The sequence below is a fragment of the Janthinobacterium aestuarii genome (assembly GCF_051380835.1).
GTDB classification, from domain to species: domain Bacteria; phylum Pseudomonadota; class Gammaproteobacteria; order Burkholderiales; family Burkholderiaceae_D; genus Janthinobacterium; species Janthinobacterium aestuarii.
Window position 1 is genome coordinate 103,326 of the sequence record NZ_JBNYXU010000009.1, and the last position, 15,023, is coordinate 118,348.

14 protein-coding genes are annotated in these 15,023 nt (G+C 64.3%); 5 read left to right on the top strand and 9 right to left on the bottom strand.

Annotated features, from left to right (window positions below):
- Positions 1–47: 47 nt before the first annotated feature.
- Positions 48–944 (bottom strand): methyltransferase domain-containing protein, encoded by an 897-nt coding sequence (locus ACQ4WO_RS22045; RefSeq protein WP_436483255.1) that lies wholly within the window; start codon positions 942–944, stop codon positions 48–50.
- An 84-nt stretch (positions 945–1,028) separates the two neighbouring features.
- Between ACQ4WO_RS22045 and ACQ4WO_RS22050 the strand changes: the two genes are divergently transcribed.
- The gene (locus tag ACQ4WO_RS22050) at positions 1,029–1,778 is read left to right on the top strand and encodes a phosphoribosyltransferase family protein (RefSeq protein ID WP_436483256.1); all 750 of its coding nucleotides are present in this window, start codon (positions 1,029–1,031) and stop codon (positions 1,776–1,778) included.
- A 24-nt stretch (positions 1,779–1,802) separates the two neighbouring features.
- Positions 1,803–2,273 (top strand): tRNA (uridine(34)/cytosine(34)/5-carboxymethylaminomethyluridine(34)-2'-O)-methyltransferase TrmL, encoded by a 471-nt coding sequence (trmL, locus tag ACQ4WO_RS22055; protein WP_436483257.1) that lies wholly within the window; start codon positions 1,803–1,805, stop codon positions 2,271–2,273.
- A gap of 142 nt (positions 2,274–2,415) precedes the next feature.
- Here the strand turns inward: trmL and ACQ4WO_RS22060 are convergent, their stop codons facing one another.
- The 8 genes from ACQ4WO_RS22060 to ACQ4WO_RS22095 form a co-directional block, all read right to left on the bottom strand.
- The gene (locus ACQ4WO_RS22060; RefSeq protein ID WP_436483258.1) at positions 2,416–3,162 is read right to left on the bottom strand and encodes a hypothetical protein; all 747 of its coding nucleotides are present in this window, start codon (positions 3,160–3,162) and stop codon (positions 2,416–2,418) included.
- 17 nt (positions 3,163–3,179) lie between these two features.
- Complete coding sequence (locus ACQ4WO_RS22065; protein WP_436483259.1) at positions 3,180–4,421, bottom strand: hypothetical protein; 1,242 nt, start codon at positions 4,419–4,421, stop codon at positions 3,180–3,182.
- Positions 4,422–4,454: 33 nt separating this feature from the next.
- On the bottom strand, positions 4,455–8,153 hold the full coding sequence (locus tag ACQ4WO_RS22070; protein WP_436483260.1) for a tubulin-like doman-containing protein: 3,699 nt from the start codon (positions 8,151–8,153) through the stop codon (positions 4,455–4,457).
- A 34-nt stretch (positions 8,154–8,187) separates the two neighbouring features.
- Complete coding sequence (locus tag ACQ4WO_RS22075) at positions 8,188–8,628, bottom strand: hypothetical protein (RefSeq protein WP_436483261.1); 441 nt, start codon at positions 8,626–8,628, stop codon at positions 8,188–8,190.
- A 45-nt stretch (positions 8,629–8,673) separates the two neighbouring features.
- Positions 8,674–10,143: a hypothetical protein gene (locus tag ACQ4WO_RS22080; protein WP_436483262.1), complete on the bottom strand. Its 1,470-nt coding sequence runs from the start codon at positions 10,141–10,143 to the stop codon at positions 8,674–8,676.
- Positions 10,140–11,624, bottom strand: a complete 1,485-nt coding sequence (locus tag ACQ4WO_RS22085; RefSeq protein WP_436483263.1) for a hypothetical protein — start codon at positions 11,622–11,624, stop codon at positions 10,140–10,142. The genes ACQ4WO_RS22080 and ACQ4WO_RS22085 overlap by 4 nt, the downstream gene beginning before the upstream one ends.
- A gap of 127 nt (positions 11,625–11,751) precedes the next feature.
- Positions 11,752–12,234 carry a D-glycero-beta-D-manno-heptose 1-phosphate adenylyltransferase gene (gene rfaE2 / locus ACQ4WO_RS22090; protein WP_035824719.1) on the bottom strand — a complete coding sequence of 161 codons (483 nt, stop codon included), beginning with the start codon at positions 12,232–12,234 and terminating at the stop codon, positions 11,752–11,754.
- A 49-nt stretch (positions 12,235–12,283) separates the two neighbouring features.
- A complete protein-coding gene (locus ACQ4WO_RS22095) occupies positions 12,284–12,523 on the bottom strand; it encodes a DUF3717 domain-containing protein (protein WP_436483264.1) in 240 nt (79 codons plus the stop codon).
- Between the two features lie 134 nt (positions 12,524–12,657).
- Between ACQ4WO_RS22095 and ACQ4WO_RS22100 the strand changes: the two genes are divergently transcribed.
- The 3 genes from ACQ4WO_RS22100 to ACQ4WO_RS22110 all read left to right on the top strand — a co-directional run bounded on the left by ACQ4WO_RS22100 (position 12,658) and on the right by ACQ4WO_RS22110 (position 14,974).
- Complete coding sequence (locus tag ACQ4WO_RS22100) at positions 12,658–13,596, top strand: hydrogen peroxide-inducible genes activator (protein ID WP_128141311.1); 939 nt, start codon at positions 12,658–12,660, stop codon at positions 13,594–13,596.
- Between the two features lie 58 nt (positions 13,597–13,654).
- Complete coding sequence (ubiA, locus tag ACQ4WO_RS22105) at positions 13,655–14,509, top strand: 4-hydroxybenzoate octaprenyltransferase (protein WP_034749047.1); 855 nt, start codon at positions 13,655–13,657, stop codon at positions 14,507–14,509.
- Between the two features lie 108 nt (positions 14,510–14,617).
- Positions 14,618–14,974: an ElaB/YgaM/YqjD family protein gene (locus tag ACQ4WO_RS22110; RefSeq protein WP_072456840.1), complete on the top strand. Its 357-nt coding sequence runs from the start codon at positions 14,618–14,620 to the stop codon at positions 14,972–14,974.
- Positions 14,975–15,023 lie beyond the last annotated feature (49 nt).

A 15,023-nucleotide genomic window follows, 5' to 3' on the forward strand; every position in this document is an offset into this window, starting at 1 on the left:
ACGCTTGCTCGCGCGGATGCCGACCAAGTGTCGGTTTCTTTACGCTTTTATGTGGGTTTGCGCGGCAGATCGAAACGGATGATCGCCTCGCCGTTGCGCGTCACGCGCGGTGCGGGACGGAAGGCGTGGCCATAGATCACCTCGAAACTCAGGCCCAGCTTGCCGTCGGGACGGCGCGTTTTTTCCAGCGCGGCCAGCATGCGCTGCCATGCCGCCTTGCCCATCAGGCCGCGCCGGCGCGTGGTCAGCGGGTTGCCGCCAAAGGCGCGCACGTCCGCCAGCAGTTTTTCCGCCGTGTCGTAGGTGACGGTGATGATCTCCATATCCAGCACGGGCGTGGAAAAGCCCGTCTCGACGAGCATGTCGCCAAAGTCGTGCATGTCGACAAAGGGCAAGGCGTGCGGATATAAATCCGCTTCGGCAAAGGCATCGCGCACTTCGCGGAAGGTGTCGGGACCGAAACAGGAAAACATCAGCAAGCCATCGAGGCGCAGCGCGCGCCGCCATTCGGCAAACACGCGGTCGGGCTGGGCATGCCAGTGCAGCGCCAGGTTGGACCACACGAGGTCGATACTGCCCTGCGCCAGCGGCAGGTCGCCGAGGTCGCCGCACAGCAGATCCACGCCCGCCTTCGCCGGCAAGAGTTTGCTGAGAAACTGGTTCAAACTGGCCAGTTTCGACGCGGGCGCGCGCGCCGCCTGCATCATCGCTTGCGCTGCATCGAGACCGATAATCTGCGCGGCGGGATAATCCTTTTGCAGCTGCGCCAGGTCCGCGCCAGGGCCGCAGCCGGCGTCGAGCACACGGTGCGGCGTGATTTTCACCAGCTCCAGGCGCTCGTGCATGCGTGCCGACACTTCGCGGCGCAGGAAGTCCGATGGCGCGACGCGCGCCGGACGGGAAAAGAAATCGCGTACTTGCACCGCATCGATGGGTGCACTCATTTTGGGCGGACTGGTGGGAACTGGCATGTTAAATCGGGTGAGGTGAGATAATGTCGGCAGTGTACATGGAACGACGCCATCGCGATGCGAACCGCCACCCGGCACCGCCTTGATGCCGCGTGGCAGGCGCTGCGGCTGTGGCTGGGCGCCACGGTGTTGCCGGCCCAGTGCGCGTTGTGCGGCATCGGCTGCCCGCAAGTGCTGTGCCCGCCCTGCCGCGCGCAGTACCTGGGACAGATCCGGCCCCGCTGCCGCCAGTGCGCCAATCCGCTCGACGATGTGGCAATACTGTGCGGACGCTGCCTGCGCCAGCGGCCGGCGTATGACGCCACGATCACGGCGTTTGATTATGTGGCGCCCGTCGACCAGTTGCTGCTGCAGCTGAAATTCGGTGCGCGCCTGGCGCTGGCGCCCCTGTTGGCAGAACTGCTGCACGTTGCCATTCAGCAACAACCAGAGTGGGAAGCACCGCAGCTGCTGTGCCCCGTGCCGCTGGGCCCGGCCCGGCTGGCCGAGCGGGGCTTTAACCAGGCCCTGGAAATTGCCCGTCCGCTGGCGCGCCTGCTGGACGTAGCTTTACAGCCCCGCCTGGCGCTGCGCGTGCGCGAAACCCGGGCGCAAAGCGGCGTGGCGCCGCAGGAACGGCAAGCCAACCTGGCGCACGCGTTCGCCATCGCGCCCGAACACGCGCCGTTATTGCAAGGATGCCATGTCGGCATCGTCGACGACGTGATGAGCAGCGGCCATACCGTCAACGCGCTGGCCGCCGCCTGCAAGAGCGAAGGAGCGGCCAGGGTCAGCATACTGGTGGTGGCGCGCACGCCGCCACGCTAGCATCACTTATATAAGGAGAGCATTTTGTTTCACGTTGTTTTGGTAGAACCTGAAATCCCGCCCAATACGGGCAACGTCATCCGCCTGTGCGCGAATACGGGTGCGCAGCTGCACCTGGTCGAACCGCTGGGCTTTCCGCTCGACGATTCCAAGATGAAGCGCGCCGGCCTCGATTACCACGATTACGCCACCATGAAGGTGCACAAGAATTGGGCAGCGTTCCTGGCCGACACCCGGCCCGACCCATCCCGCATGTTCGCCATGACGACGCGCGGCTCGCGCCCGTTCGGCGACGTGGCCTTCCTGCCGGGCGACGTGTTCGTGTTCGGTTCCGAAACAAAAGGCCTCGACCCGGCCCTGCGCGACGGTTTTCCCGCCGAGCAACGCATCCGCCTGCCGATGCGACCGGACAACCGCAGTTTGAATTTATCGAATACGGTGGCCGTCGTCGTCTACGAAGCCTGGCGCCAGCATGGGTACCAGGGTGGAGCATAGCCGACATCTCACCCAGCCTACTGCGCGGCGCGCTTTGCGGCCGGCGATGCTCACGCTACTAAAGTAGCGCTGCGCTTCTCGGCCACAAATCATCGCCGCTCGCTACGACTGGATGAGACGTTGATACTCCTGCAAGACCCCTTTACTGCAGCGCCAGCCGCGCCGCGCCGCTATTGTCGTCCAGCATCACCAGTTGCGTGCGCAAGTCGCGCGTGGCGGCCAGCTTGCCGTTCACGTACAGATTCGTCTTGACGCCGTACACGCCTTGCGACACACCGGCCGGCAAGGTCAGCTCGAACGAGTTTTCAAAGCGCCCGCCCGACTTGTTGTTGCTGGCCAGGGCTTTCGAGCCGGACTTGAACGGCTGGCCTTGCGGATCGAGCACCACCAGCTCTTCGCGCACGTCGTTGACGCTTTGCGCGCTGCCGTTGACCAGTTCCACCACCGAATTCACCTTGAACGGCTGGCCGCGCTTGACGGTCGACGCGCTCAGCTGCGGCGTGTACGACACCACTTGCGGCTCGCGCGGCAGCGCGCCCCGTGTGCGGATGTAGTCGCGGTCCGCCTGCGCCGCCGTCTTGGTCTGGCGCGAATTGACATTGATGGCCAGGCAACCGGCTGCCGCCAGGCCGCCGCCAATGGCCGCCCCCTTCAGCGCGCCATTCTTGCCGCCCGCCAGCGCACCCAGCAGCGCGCCCACGGCCGCACCGGCAGCGGCCGACGTGCCCACGCTGCACGGGTCCTCATCCGTGGCAGCCTGGGCGCCACCTTGCGGATAGGAACTGTCCTGGCGCACGCCATTCGGGTTCATCGGCGCCGTGGCGCAGCCGGCCAGCATGGCCGCGATGGTCAGCGCAGCGGCCGCGCGCAAGGTGGTGTGGTTCAGCATGGTGACTCCCCAGATAGCTAATTGATCGTTGTTTCCGTCTGCAGCACTTGCCGTTCGCGCTCGCGGATGCGGCGCGACAGGTTATCGATGCGCGCATTGCCCGGATCGACGCGGCGCGCGCTTTCCAGATACGTTTTGGCCGCATCGAACTTACCTTCCAGCAATGAACGCTCGGCATCGCGCAGGAACGATTGCGCCATTTCGTTGCGCATGGCTGCGCCGCTATCGACAGGCGACGTTTCCAGCGGACGGCGTTCGGCCACTGCTGAACGTTCGACCGTGCGCGCGGGCGCCGGTTCCTGCTGTGCCGGCGTCGGCACGGGCGCCGGGACTGCAGCAGGAGCTGCAACGGACGCCGGCGCCGCGGCAGCCGACAGCGCCTGCACGTCCGCCTTCAATTGCGGCAATTCCACCGCTTCGCGGTCGATCGCTTCCAGCCTGGCGATGCCATTGCCTGTCGCCACCGCATCCTTGCCATCGAGCGCCTGGCGCACGCCCACCAGCACGGACGCGGCTGCCGCCTGCTGACGCGCCAGCTGCTTGCGCAAGTAATCCACGCTCGCTGCGCCCGCGCAATCGATGTCGAGCGCGGCAATGCCCTTGGCCGCGCTTTGCAATTGATGACCATCGATCGCGCGCTCGATGGCGCGCACGCTGCGCTGGCAAGCGCTGGATGCGGCACCGGCCTTGCCGATGGCCGCCTGCAAATCGTCGGCCTTGGCGCTGGACTTGCCCGTACACACATTCTTCGCCGTCGCCAGCTTCTGGCGGGCACCGTCCAGGCTGCCATTCGCCACCAGTTTCAAGCCGCTGTCGATGGCGTCATTGCAAGCCGATTCATTCTTGCTGCCCGGCTTGCCATTCATGTAGACGATGACGGCCGCCAGCACGGCGATACCGCCCAGCCAGCGCAGCCACTTGCGTGGCGGTAATGGCCGTTCGGTTGATGCGGGCGGCGCTGCCGGCGCGGGCTTGGGCACGGCTTTCGGCTGGGCCGGCTGGGCCTGTTTCGCTGGCGCTGGCGCCGGCGGCGGCACCGGTGCCGGTTTCGGTGCCGGTTTCGGTGGCGCTTTCGGTGCGGGCGCCTGCGCCACCGGCACGGGCGGCGGCTTGGCCGCTACTGGCGGCGGCACTGGCACAGGCAGCGGCGGCGGCACGGCCGCGGCTGGCCGGGCAGCGCCCGCCACCGCATGACCGCAGTACGGGCAATGGCTGACAACGGTCCACAGACCCGTCTTGCATTTGTTACAGATATCCAAAACTAATCCTTCATTCCAACGTCATTCCAGCGTTCACAGTGGCGGCGGCATCAACGGTGGCGGCGCGCTGAGGAACAAGGGCGCCAGTTCGGGGAACTGGGCCAGGTCGGCCCAGGCCGGCAAGCCCGCGCGCCACACCTTGGCGGTGCCTGGTGCTACCTGTCCCGCCTGCACGTATTGCACGATCTGCTGGGCCGTGAACGGTCCCTGCTGCTGGCCATTAATACCCAGGAAATACTGGTATTCCACCAGCGGCGGCGGCATGCCGCCCAGCGGTGGCGGCGCCATGCCGAACACGGCTGCCGCCGGAGCAGCGGCCGCGCCGGCCGGGCGCAGCAATTGTTCGAGGCGCCCCGCTTCCAGCATTTCCGCCTTGATCGCATATTTCAGGCGCGGCTGGCCGTCCGCCTCCGGCTCGCGCACTTCCCAGTCGTAGGCGTCGCTGTCGGAGTCGCCGATGACGTTCGCCCATTCCTTCAGGCGACCCAGCAAGGTTTGCACCGTGCGGTCGAGCTCATCGCTGGCCATGCCCTTGCGGCGCGCCGATTCGCGCAGGCGCGCGCCCACTTCGGCGGAAATGGCGCTGCCAAAACCGACGTACGGCAGCTGCGAACCATCGGCCTGCGCCACCAGCTTGGGCGCATACACGGTGCGTTCATAGTATTTTGCCAGCGCCGCCATGGCGGCCGTCTGCACGGCATCAAGCGCCGTCAATTTTTCTTCGATGCGCAGGGCGATATTTTTCTCGTACGAGGCGGGCATGCCGTTCTGGCGGATGGCCCGCTCGTTGCCGATACGGCGCAAGTCGCCCGGCTCGACGGCAAACTGGTACTGGCCCGGCGGCACGACCCGGCCCGTGTGGCGCGTCAGTACGCCCAGCATGATCGCTTGCAGGAATTCGCCGAAGTCTTCCGCCAGGCGCTTCATCTCATCCGTGTTCGGCGCAATCGGGTGCGTGAATTGCGTCGGATCGATGTGCGTGTGGGTCGGCGCCTTGTCGTTGTCGCCTTCCTTGCGGTAACTGGTGCGCCAGCCTTCCAGGCCGCGCAGCACCGTCATCGGCACGCCGGCCAGTTCGCAATAGCAGACGGCGCGCCCGCGGATGCCCGTCTCGACGATTTCCAGCTGGCTCACCGTGATGCCCACCTGGGTCGGCACGCACGACTCGAGCTCGGCGCCGAATTTCGCCTTGAAGGCGGCCGCGTTGGCCACGCCGATCACGCACTTGAACTGGTCCGACACGACCGTGAAATCGCCCGCCATATTGGCGTCGATCCACGGCATCGAGCAGGCCAGCAGCTTGCGGAAGCGGTCCAGGCGTTCGGACACATCCATCTGTTCCAGCGCTTCGAACAGGGGGTCGGGCGTGCTTGTCGCGCCTTCCACGAGGCTGGTCGTGGCGATCATGTTCTCGGCCATGCGCGTGACTTTGGCCAGGATCAAGCCCCGTTGCGCCGGTTCGCCCAGCATGGGGAACAGCGCTTTCGAGCCGCCCATGTCCTTGAACGCTTCATCGGCCCACTGGCGCAAGGTGGCCGCCGACGGCAGCGCGATGTCTTTTTCCGTGACGGGAATGACGATCAGGGTCGCGTGTTCCTTGTCCAGATCCTTCTGCAAAATCGTATTGGCCGTTTTGAGTTCCGCCAGCATGGCCAGCACGCCTTCGCGGCCCGTCTGCAGCTCGCCCACCAAGCCATTCCACTGCGCACGGCCTTGCGCGTCGACGCCGACCCGGTTACCCAGCCAGCGCGACAGTTCGCCCAGCAGTATGACGGACTCGTCCGCCGCCTTGGCGCGCAGATGGAATTTCAGCGCATTCGCCATTTCCGTGCGCAAGTGATCCATCACCACGCCCGCCTGCTTTTCGCCGTTGCTGAGGAATCCGAAGGTGCTGCGCGTCTGCTCCAGGTTGTTCAGCAGGCGCTCGTATTCGCGCGAACGCACGGCTTCCTTGATTTCGCGGTAGCGCTCGGCATTGTTGCCGATCTGCGCCGTCAGTCCGCTGCCCGGCGCCTCGATGCGGTCCTTGATCTGTTCCACCAGCGACAGCACGTATTCGAGTCCGCCGAATTCCTTGTTGTCCAGGTAGCCATACAGCTGGTCGCGCACGACTTTCTTGACGTCTTCCAGCACTTCGCGGCGGCGCTTGCTGATGCGGTCTTCCGTCGTGTCGGCCGTGGAATCCTGGTCGCGCACGGCGTCGCGTTCCAGATGCTTCATGGCGTCGCGCACTTGCGCCGGCCATTCGCTGCGGTCAAAGCCCGTGCGGATATCGTTGATGCGCGTATTGACGCGGTTTTCCACGCCGGCCAGCAAGTGGCCGTGGCGGTCTTCCAGCAATTCGTCGACGACGCGGAAATCGATGAAGTCGCCGCTGGAGCGCTTCAGTTCGATGCTCTTGTCGGAAAACTCGGGGAAGTCGCTGAAGGGCGTGCCCTTCAGGAACATATTGGCGGCAAGGAAATTATCGCGCTGCGTATCCGTCGCGCGGTTGGCGCCCGCATCCGTGCCGCCCACGCCGAAGAACGCCTGCAGCATGGCGCCGGCCCAGCGGTGAGCCCGCTCGTCGCGCGCCGCTTCCTGGCGCGTGTCGAGCACGGCCATGCCGAACGAGGAAAAGCGCTTCGAGAAATACAGCCGCATGTCGCCGAAACGGTCTTGCGGCACGGGCGCGTTGTACAGCGAGTTCTTGTGCTGCGCCTGGTTGACGGCGATCGAACGCTTGGCGCGCGCGAAGTCGGCCGAGGCGAAATCCTCGAACAGCGAATCGGCCACCATGTGGTAGACGTCGCTGACATCCTTGGTGTGCTGCTGGGCAAGATTGCCCGAATCGATCAGGTAGACTTCGCTATACGGTTCGCGCGTCAGTTCCGGGCGGTCGTACGCATCCCAGCGGCCCACGTAGCCCTTGTTGCCCATCATGGCCGATTCCAGCTCCATCAGCGCCGCGTAGCCGTTGGCCTCGACCCGGTCCTTGTTGGCCTTGGTGTAGCCGGTCGGCAAGAACAGCATCAGCTCGACGTCGGCCGCGCCCACTTCGCTGCGCGCCAGCCAGCGCGCCAGCAAGCCCATGTCGAGGAAGGAGCCGGAACCCGTGCCGCCCGCCACGGAGCCGACGATGACGATACGGAAACGGTTCGTCTCCATGCGCAAGCCCAGCTCGGCCAGCTGGCGCTCGTGCGACAGGCCCGCCTTCAGGGCTTTCAACTTTAAACGGATCTTGTCGCGGATCTTCGCGTACTTGTCGAAGAAATACAGGCGCGACACGGCGCGGATCTGGCCGGCACCGCTGCTCATGTCGAAACGCAATTCGCGGATACGCTGCGGCGTCAACGGCAGCCATTCCTTGATGTGCGGATATTTTTCCAGGGAATCTTCATCACGGCTGTACTTGTCCATGTCGAACGATTCGACCACCTTGTCATCGTCCGTGAACTTCACCTGGTCGAATTGCAAGTCCTTCGCCTGCGACTCGCCGCTTTCGATCACGGCGCCATTATCGAGGTCGAAATGGATGAATTGCGCGATGGGAAAGTCGGCCAATCCCTCGATGCGCGTGCGGTTGCCCGCGCCGCCCCACAGGGTGTTGAGGACGCGCCGGCGCACGCGCATCAGCACCTGCATGCCCGTGCCGCCGATACCGATGAACAGGGTCGGCCGCAGTTCGATGATCTTGTCCTGCTTGCGCTCGCTGGCGCCGCCGGTGATGGTTTGGTTCAGGTTCTCTGCCATGGTGATTCCTTGGATAAAGCGTGTTACGGCGTGCTTAACGGCGGCTCGAGGTAAATGTCAGCAACAGGGCGACCAGGCCCACCAGCACTAGCGGTCCCATGAACAGTGGCGCGAGGAATTTATGCGCGTTCACGGCCGCCAGCACGACGCCGGTCGCCAGGCTGGCCAGGAAGATGAACAGCCACCAGCCCGAGGCATTGGCCTTGTTCGGCGGCACGCGCTTGGCGACCAGGCCATTCGCATAGGCATTCTTGGCAAAGAAAAAGGCGATGAACAGCAGCAACAGCACGACGCCGCCGATCAGGGTATCGCGCGACGAGGTGTCGGTCGTGCTGGCAGGGTCGAGCGCAGGCGCAGGCTCGATGGTGGCCGTGGCGGCGGCGGCGCCGGCAGCCGGTGCGTCGGCGGCAGGCGGCGCGGACGCCGGAACTGGCAAAGTAAAACCTGCGTTGTCTTTGGGAGTGTCTTGCGCCATGGTATGCCTCTGGTGGATTTGACTAGTTTAAAAAGGAATCTGTGTTCAGGCCAGGCTCAGGGTATGGCCTTCGGCCACGCGCACGACGGCCGGCTTGCCCAGGCCCCGCTTGAGTTCGCCAATGTCGCGGCCGTCATCATCGCGGATCTGCACGCTCTTAAACGGTTTCAACAGCACTTGCCGCTGCACGCCATCGGCCATCACCTTGTAGCGCGTGGCGCGCGTGCCGACCAGACCCAGCGCCAGCAAGCCCAGCACGAGCGCGAGCACGCCGCCGAGTATCACCAGCACGGGCAGCAGCGGATACTGGATGCGCACCAGCAGCGGTATCGTTGCCTGCGAGGCGCGCACGCTGTCGGGCGGCGTAAACATGCTTGAGATCGGATCGCCAGGGAACAGTTCCTGCAAATCCTTTGCAAAACTGGACGCCAGCGCCAGCCGCTGTTCCGACAGGCCCACTTGCGCCTGCATGGGCAGCATCACCTGCTTGCCCATGGCGGCGATCGCCTGCGCCGACCACGGCGACGGGATCTGCGCCATCGGCAGCGCAAACTGCACTTGCACGGACTGGCTGGCGCCCGGCTGCAGCTGGCGGATTTGATCCGGCGCAACGTGCAGCGGTGCGTGCTGGCCGGCCAGGCTGGCGTGCACTTTGGCGCTGTCGATCACGTACGGGAAAAACATGTTTTGCAGGGACGCCTGCAGCACCACTTGCGGCAGCAGCTTCGCCGCATCGACGTCGAGCACGATGGTGCGCCCGTCGCGGCCCAGGCTGGCGTGCACATTGGCGCTGTTCTTGACGGACTGGGGCACGATGCGCACGGCATCCTGGTCCACCGGTTTCAGCCGCGCGGGCGGGCGCGTCAGCACTTGCGACAAGCGCCCTTCGGCCAGGATGCGGGTCAAAGCCTCCGACGCGGGCTGGCCGTACGCGAGCGCATACACCATCAAGCCCTTGGCGCTGTACAGCTTGCCCTGCACGGGCATGCGCAGCGGAAACACCACCGTCTTGGTAATCGACGGTTCCAGATGCAGCAGGCGGTAAAAGTCGCGGTTGCGCTCGGCCGTCTGGCTGTCGTTGTTCGGGCTGTTCTTGTTATTCGTAAAAATCCACACGATGCCGGAGGCGGACTGGAACGGGCCCGTGATGGTCTTGGTGACGGCTTCCTGGAAATCCGTATCGGCCAGTGCGCCACCGGCGCTCTTGCGCGCCAGGCCGAGATTGGCCAGTTGGCCCGCCACGCCGGCGCCGCCCTGCCCTTGCCCGATCAGCGCGGGGGACACATTGCTGCCGCTGCTCTGGCTGAAGGCCAGGGTATAGACCTTGTCGGACGGGCTGGTGGCGGCCTGCGCCACGGCGCCCACGAGGGCTTTCAGCTGCGACTGTTCATCCGTGTAGAACGGCTCCATCCAGCCCGAGTTTTGTACGAGAAAGGCTTGCTGGATGCCGGCCGCCTGCACGCCGGCTGCACTGAGCAAAGCGGCGCAGGCCGCGATCAGGACGCGCGCTCTCATGCCTGCAAGGCCCAGCCATCGATGCGCGACAGCAAGGGGTGGTACGCCCACAGCATGCCTTCATGAACAAACAGGCGCACGCGCCACGGCTCGCTGACGGCAAACGTGTGGAACACGGTTTCGCGCAATTCATCGTCCTGCACCAGCTGGGCCGCCAGGCGCTCGTTCGAGCGCAGCACGCTGGACAGGCCGGCGCTGGTGGCGAACTTGACGCCGAAGACGCTGTTGCCAACGCTTGACTCCAGCAGCGGCATGACGGCCTGGTTCTTGCCGCCATCGTCGCCGTGTTCCGGTTCTTCCCACGGCGCCGTTTTCAGCTTGGTGGCGAAGCGGTAATTGAAGCTGCCCGAACACAGTCGCGGTGCCAGCGCGTCGGCCCGTTCGGCCTGCGCGCCCAGTTTCACGTAGACATAGGTGCCGCGGCTGCGCTCGAAGCACAGCTGCCACAGGCCGCCGTCGCGCGACACGTAGGGGCTGCCGAATTCGAAATGCGGCACCAGCCCTTCGGGCCAGGGCGTAAACGACGCGGCCACGTTGCCGTCCGGCTGCAGCTGCAAGCGCAGCTGGCCGTTGGCGCACGGCCACACGGCCATGCGGTTGTAGGCGACGGGCGCGCTGACGGTACCCAGGTCGACCACGCCGTCGAGCAGCACGTCGCTGCCCGGCTTTTGTTGCGCGTCAAGATTGACGAAGCGGATGCGGCCATCGTCGTCGCGCAGCGGTGCCCACAGCCGGTTCTGGAACCAGACGGGGCTGGCGATGCACGGCGCGCCGCCCACATGCTCGACCACGTAGGTCAGCGATGGCACGTCGGGACGGATGCAAGCGAGGCCATGGCTGGTCGGCAAGACCAGCACGCTATTGAACTCCGGCACCAGCTCGGCGCGCCAGGCGCCGTGGGCCAGGTCCGATTCAGCCAGCAGGCTGCCATAATCGGGGTCCAGCGCCAGCCAGCGTTTCGAGGCGGGCAGCCACGCGTGCAAGACGGCCTTGCGCGGGTCGAGCGCCAGCAGCGCGGGCGCGCTGGTGCCGAACTGGGCGGAAAAGAATTCGTATTCGCCGGGCGGCGGCATGGGCAGCGAAGCATCGGCTTGCGCATGCTCTTCGCGCGCGCGCTGGTCGGCCAGTTTCAGCGGCACGCTGGCCTGGCGCAAGCCGGCCGGGCCGGCCGGCGGCACGTCGCTGACGGGATAAGCGCCATACGGCGGCACCCACGGCGGCGTGGCGGAAGTATCGGGCGGCACTTGCAAGGCCGCGCCCGAAGCGGGGTCGAACGAAAATTCGGGCGGAAACTGGCGCACGGGCGCGCCGGCGGGCGCGGGCAGGCGCCGCGCCAGCATCAGCTTGCCGATATCGGCATGGCTCACCAAGGGCGAGACGTTCTGGCCGTCCGCGCTGCGCTGCATGCTCCACGCGCCCTCGTCATCGACGTACCAGGCGCCGGAGGGCAGTGGCCAATCCCCAGAAGTTTTATGATCCATTTATTTTCTATGACAAGCAATGCATATCAGACGGTGTAACGCGCTGGGGCGGTCGAAACGAAGTCGCAGCCCTGGCAGTTCTCATAGTAACGTCTTTTTATCTGTATGGAAACATTGACGAGCTTCCTCAGCCCTGCTGCGTCCGCACTTTCGTCAACAGCTTGGTGGTCGAGCGGTCATGCTCGAAATCGATGGCCACGGCCTGGCCGCCATACGCGAGCACTGCCTTGCCTTCCGGAATGGCCGCCATGTCGTAGTCGCCGCCCTTGGCATAGATTTCCGGTTCGATGTCCTGCACCACTTCCAGGGCGCTGTCTTCCGAGAATGGCACGACCAGGCTCACCGCTTCCAGCGCGGCCAGCACGGCCATGCGGTCTTCGCAATTGTTCAGCGGACGGTCGTCGCCCTTGCCCAGACGTTTCACTGAAGCATCAGTATTCACGGCAACGATCAGCGAAGCGCCCAGCGCGCGCGCCTGCGCCAGATACGTCACGTGGCCGCGGTGCAGGATGTCGAACACGCCGTTCGTCACCACCACCGGTTTCGGCAGGGCCGCGGCACGGGCGCGCAGTTCGTCACGGCCGCACAGTTTGTTTTCAAAGTCAGGCATGGATATCTCTTGTTGGGTTATTAATAGGGTCGCAATAAAAGGGGCGCAATCAGGCGTGGCTATCGCCTTGGATGCCGCCGGCATCGCGGCGCCAGGCATCGATCAAGGCCAGGACGGCCGGATCCAGGCCCTCTTCGGCGATGCGATCTTGCCGGTGGTAAATCATCAGCGCATACACACCTGCCAGACGGCTGACGGGCGGCGACAGCGCATATTCATTGCCCCGCGCCGGTTGCCTGGCGCGCCAGTAATTGATCGCCGCTTCCAGCATCTGCATCTGCAGTTCCATCGCCCTCTCCCTCCGCCGCCCGGTCCCGCATTATAGGGGGCGATCCGCTACAATACGCCATCGGCGCCACAGTTTCACGTTTGCGCCACCTTTCATTCATTGCAAGTAAGTACTTCCTGTGTTTCAATCAACCTATGACACTGACTGAACTGAAATATATCGTTGCAGTCGCGCGAGCGAAGCACTTCGGCCATGCCGCCGAAGCTTGCTTCGTTGCCCAGCCCACCCTGTCAGTGGCCATCAAGAAACTCGAAGACGAATTGGGCGTCGTCCTGTTCGAGCGGGGCGGCGCGGAAATCTCCGTCACGCCCCTGGGTGCGCAGATCATCGCGCAAGCCGAACGCGTGCTGGAACAGACGGCCGCCATCAAGGAACTCGCCAAGCAAAACAAGGACCCGCTGGCCGGCCCCCTGCGCCTGGGCGTGATCTACACGATCGGCCCCTATCTGCTGCCGCCCCTGGTCAAGGCCATGATAGACCAGGTACCGCAAATGCCCTTGATCCTGCAGGAAAACTTCACGGTTCGCCTGCTCGAATTGCTGCGCCAGGGCGAACTGGACGTGGCCATCATGGCCCTGCCCCTGCCCGACCATGGCATGGCCATGCAGGAACTGTATGACGAGCCGTTCGTCGTCGCCATGCCGCGCCAGCATCCGTGGACGGCGCGTGACAAAATCGCCGCGCAAGATTTGAAATCGGAAACCATGCTGCTGCTGGGCAATGGCCACTGCTTCCGCGACCAGGTACTCGAAGTGTGCCCCGAAATGGCGCGTTTTTCCTCGCCCGGCAACGGCATGCAGCGCACGTTTGAAGGTTCCTCACTGGAAACCATCCGCCACATGGTGGCCAGCGGCATCGGCCTGACGGTCTTGCCGCGCGCCTCCGTCGCCAATATGCACGCCACCGACGGCATGCTCGAATACCGGCCATTCGCCGCCCCCGTGCCATCGCGCCGGGTGGTCATGCTGTGGCGCAAGAGTTTTACGCGCAAGGCCGCCATCGACGCCCTGTGCGCGGCCATCGCCAGTTGCAACTTGCCTGGCATCACCCCCTTGTGCGAAGACGACGAATAGTACATTTACATACTATTTGCGATAATCGACCTTTCTCTTCAACAAGATCGAGTCTTCCATGAACAAGCTGGCGCTGTATTTCCGCCTGATACGGCTGGACAAGCCTATCGGTACCGTATTGCTGCTGTGGCCTACCCTGTGCGCGCTGTGGCTGGCGCAACAGGGCGTGCCGGACTGGCGGCTGCTGCTCATCTTTATTCTCGGCACTTTCCTGATGCGTTCGGCAGGCTGCGCCATCAACGACTACGCCGACCAGGATATCGACAAATTCGTCAAGCGTACGGCAGAGCGCCCCATCACCAGCGGACGCATCAGCGGCAAGGAAGCGCTGGCCGTGGCCGGCGTACTGACCGTGCTGGCCTTTTGCCTGATCCTGCCCCTGAATGCGCTGACCAAGCAACTGTCCGTGGCCGCCGTCATCATCGCCGGCACCTATCCCTACTTCAAGCGCTTCTTTGCCATTCCGCAAGCGTATCTCGGTATCGCCTTCGGCTTCGGCATTCCCATGGGCTTTGCCGCCATCACGGATTCCGTGCCCGTCGTCGCCTGGCTGCTGCTGTTAGGCAATGTCTTCTGGGCCGTGGCCTACGATACGGAATATGCGATGGTCGACCGCGACGACGATTTAAAAATCGGCATCAAGACGTCGGCCATCACGTTCGGCCGCTACGACGTGGCCATCGTCATGTTCTGCTATGCCGTTTTCCTGCTGCTGTGGCTGGGCTGCGGTTGGTACCTGGGCTTGCGTTATTGGTTCGTCGCGGGCCTAGTAGTTGCGGCCGGATGCGCCGTTTACCACTACACCCTGATCCGCGCACGCGAGCGTATGCCATGTTTTGCGGCATTCCGGCATAATAACTGGCTAGGAGCAGCGGTGTTTGCGGGCGTGGTACTGGACTTTGCTTTCCGTTAAGCAATAACCCTGGCGCCGCGGCAGCCCTTGAGGCGGCGCAAGACAAGCCTGGCCGCAGCTGCCTACACTGGTATTTCACTGTGCAGTTCCACTTCCATGAGGTAATACATGAGCTCGATACATACCGGAAAATCCAGCAGCGACAGCATCCTCGCCGACGCCGACAAGGCCCGCGACAAACTGGCGGGCGACTTGAAAACCGTCATCAATGAAGCGGAAGGCTGGCTCGATGGCGCCAAGGATCAGACGGGCGAGAATGTGAAAGCCGTCAAGGACAAGTTCATCGCCACCCTGGAAACGGCCAAGAAAGACTTGATCAAGCTGGAAGAAGACTTGCTCGAACGGACCAAGAAGGCGGCCAAGGTCACCGACGAGTACGTGCAGGACAATCCATGGAAAGCCGTGGGCGCGGGCGCCGTCGTGGGCGTACTGTTCGGCTTGCTGCTTTCCTCGTCACGCCGCTAGTTAGTAACGACGCAGCACCGACGGCATAGGCCGTCTCCTGACGCGAAAG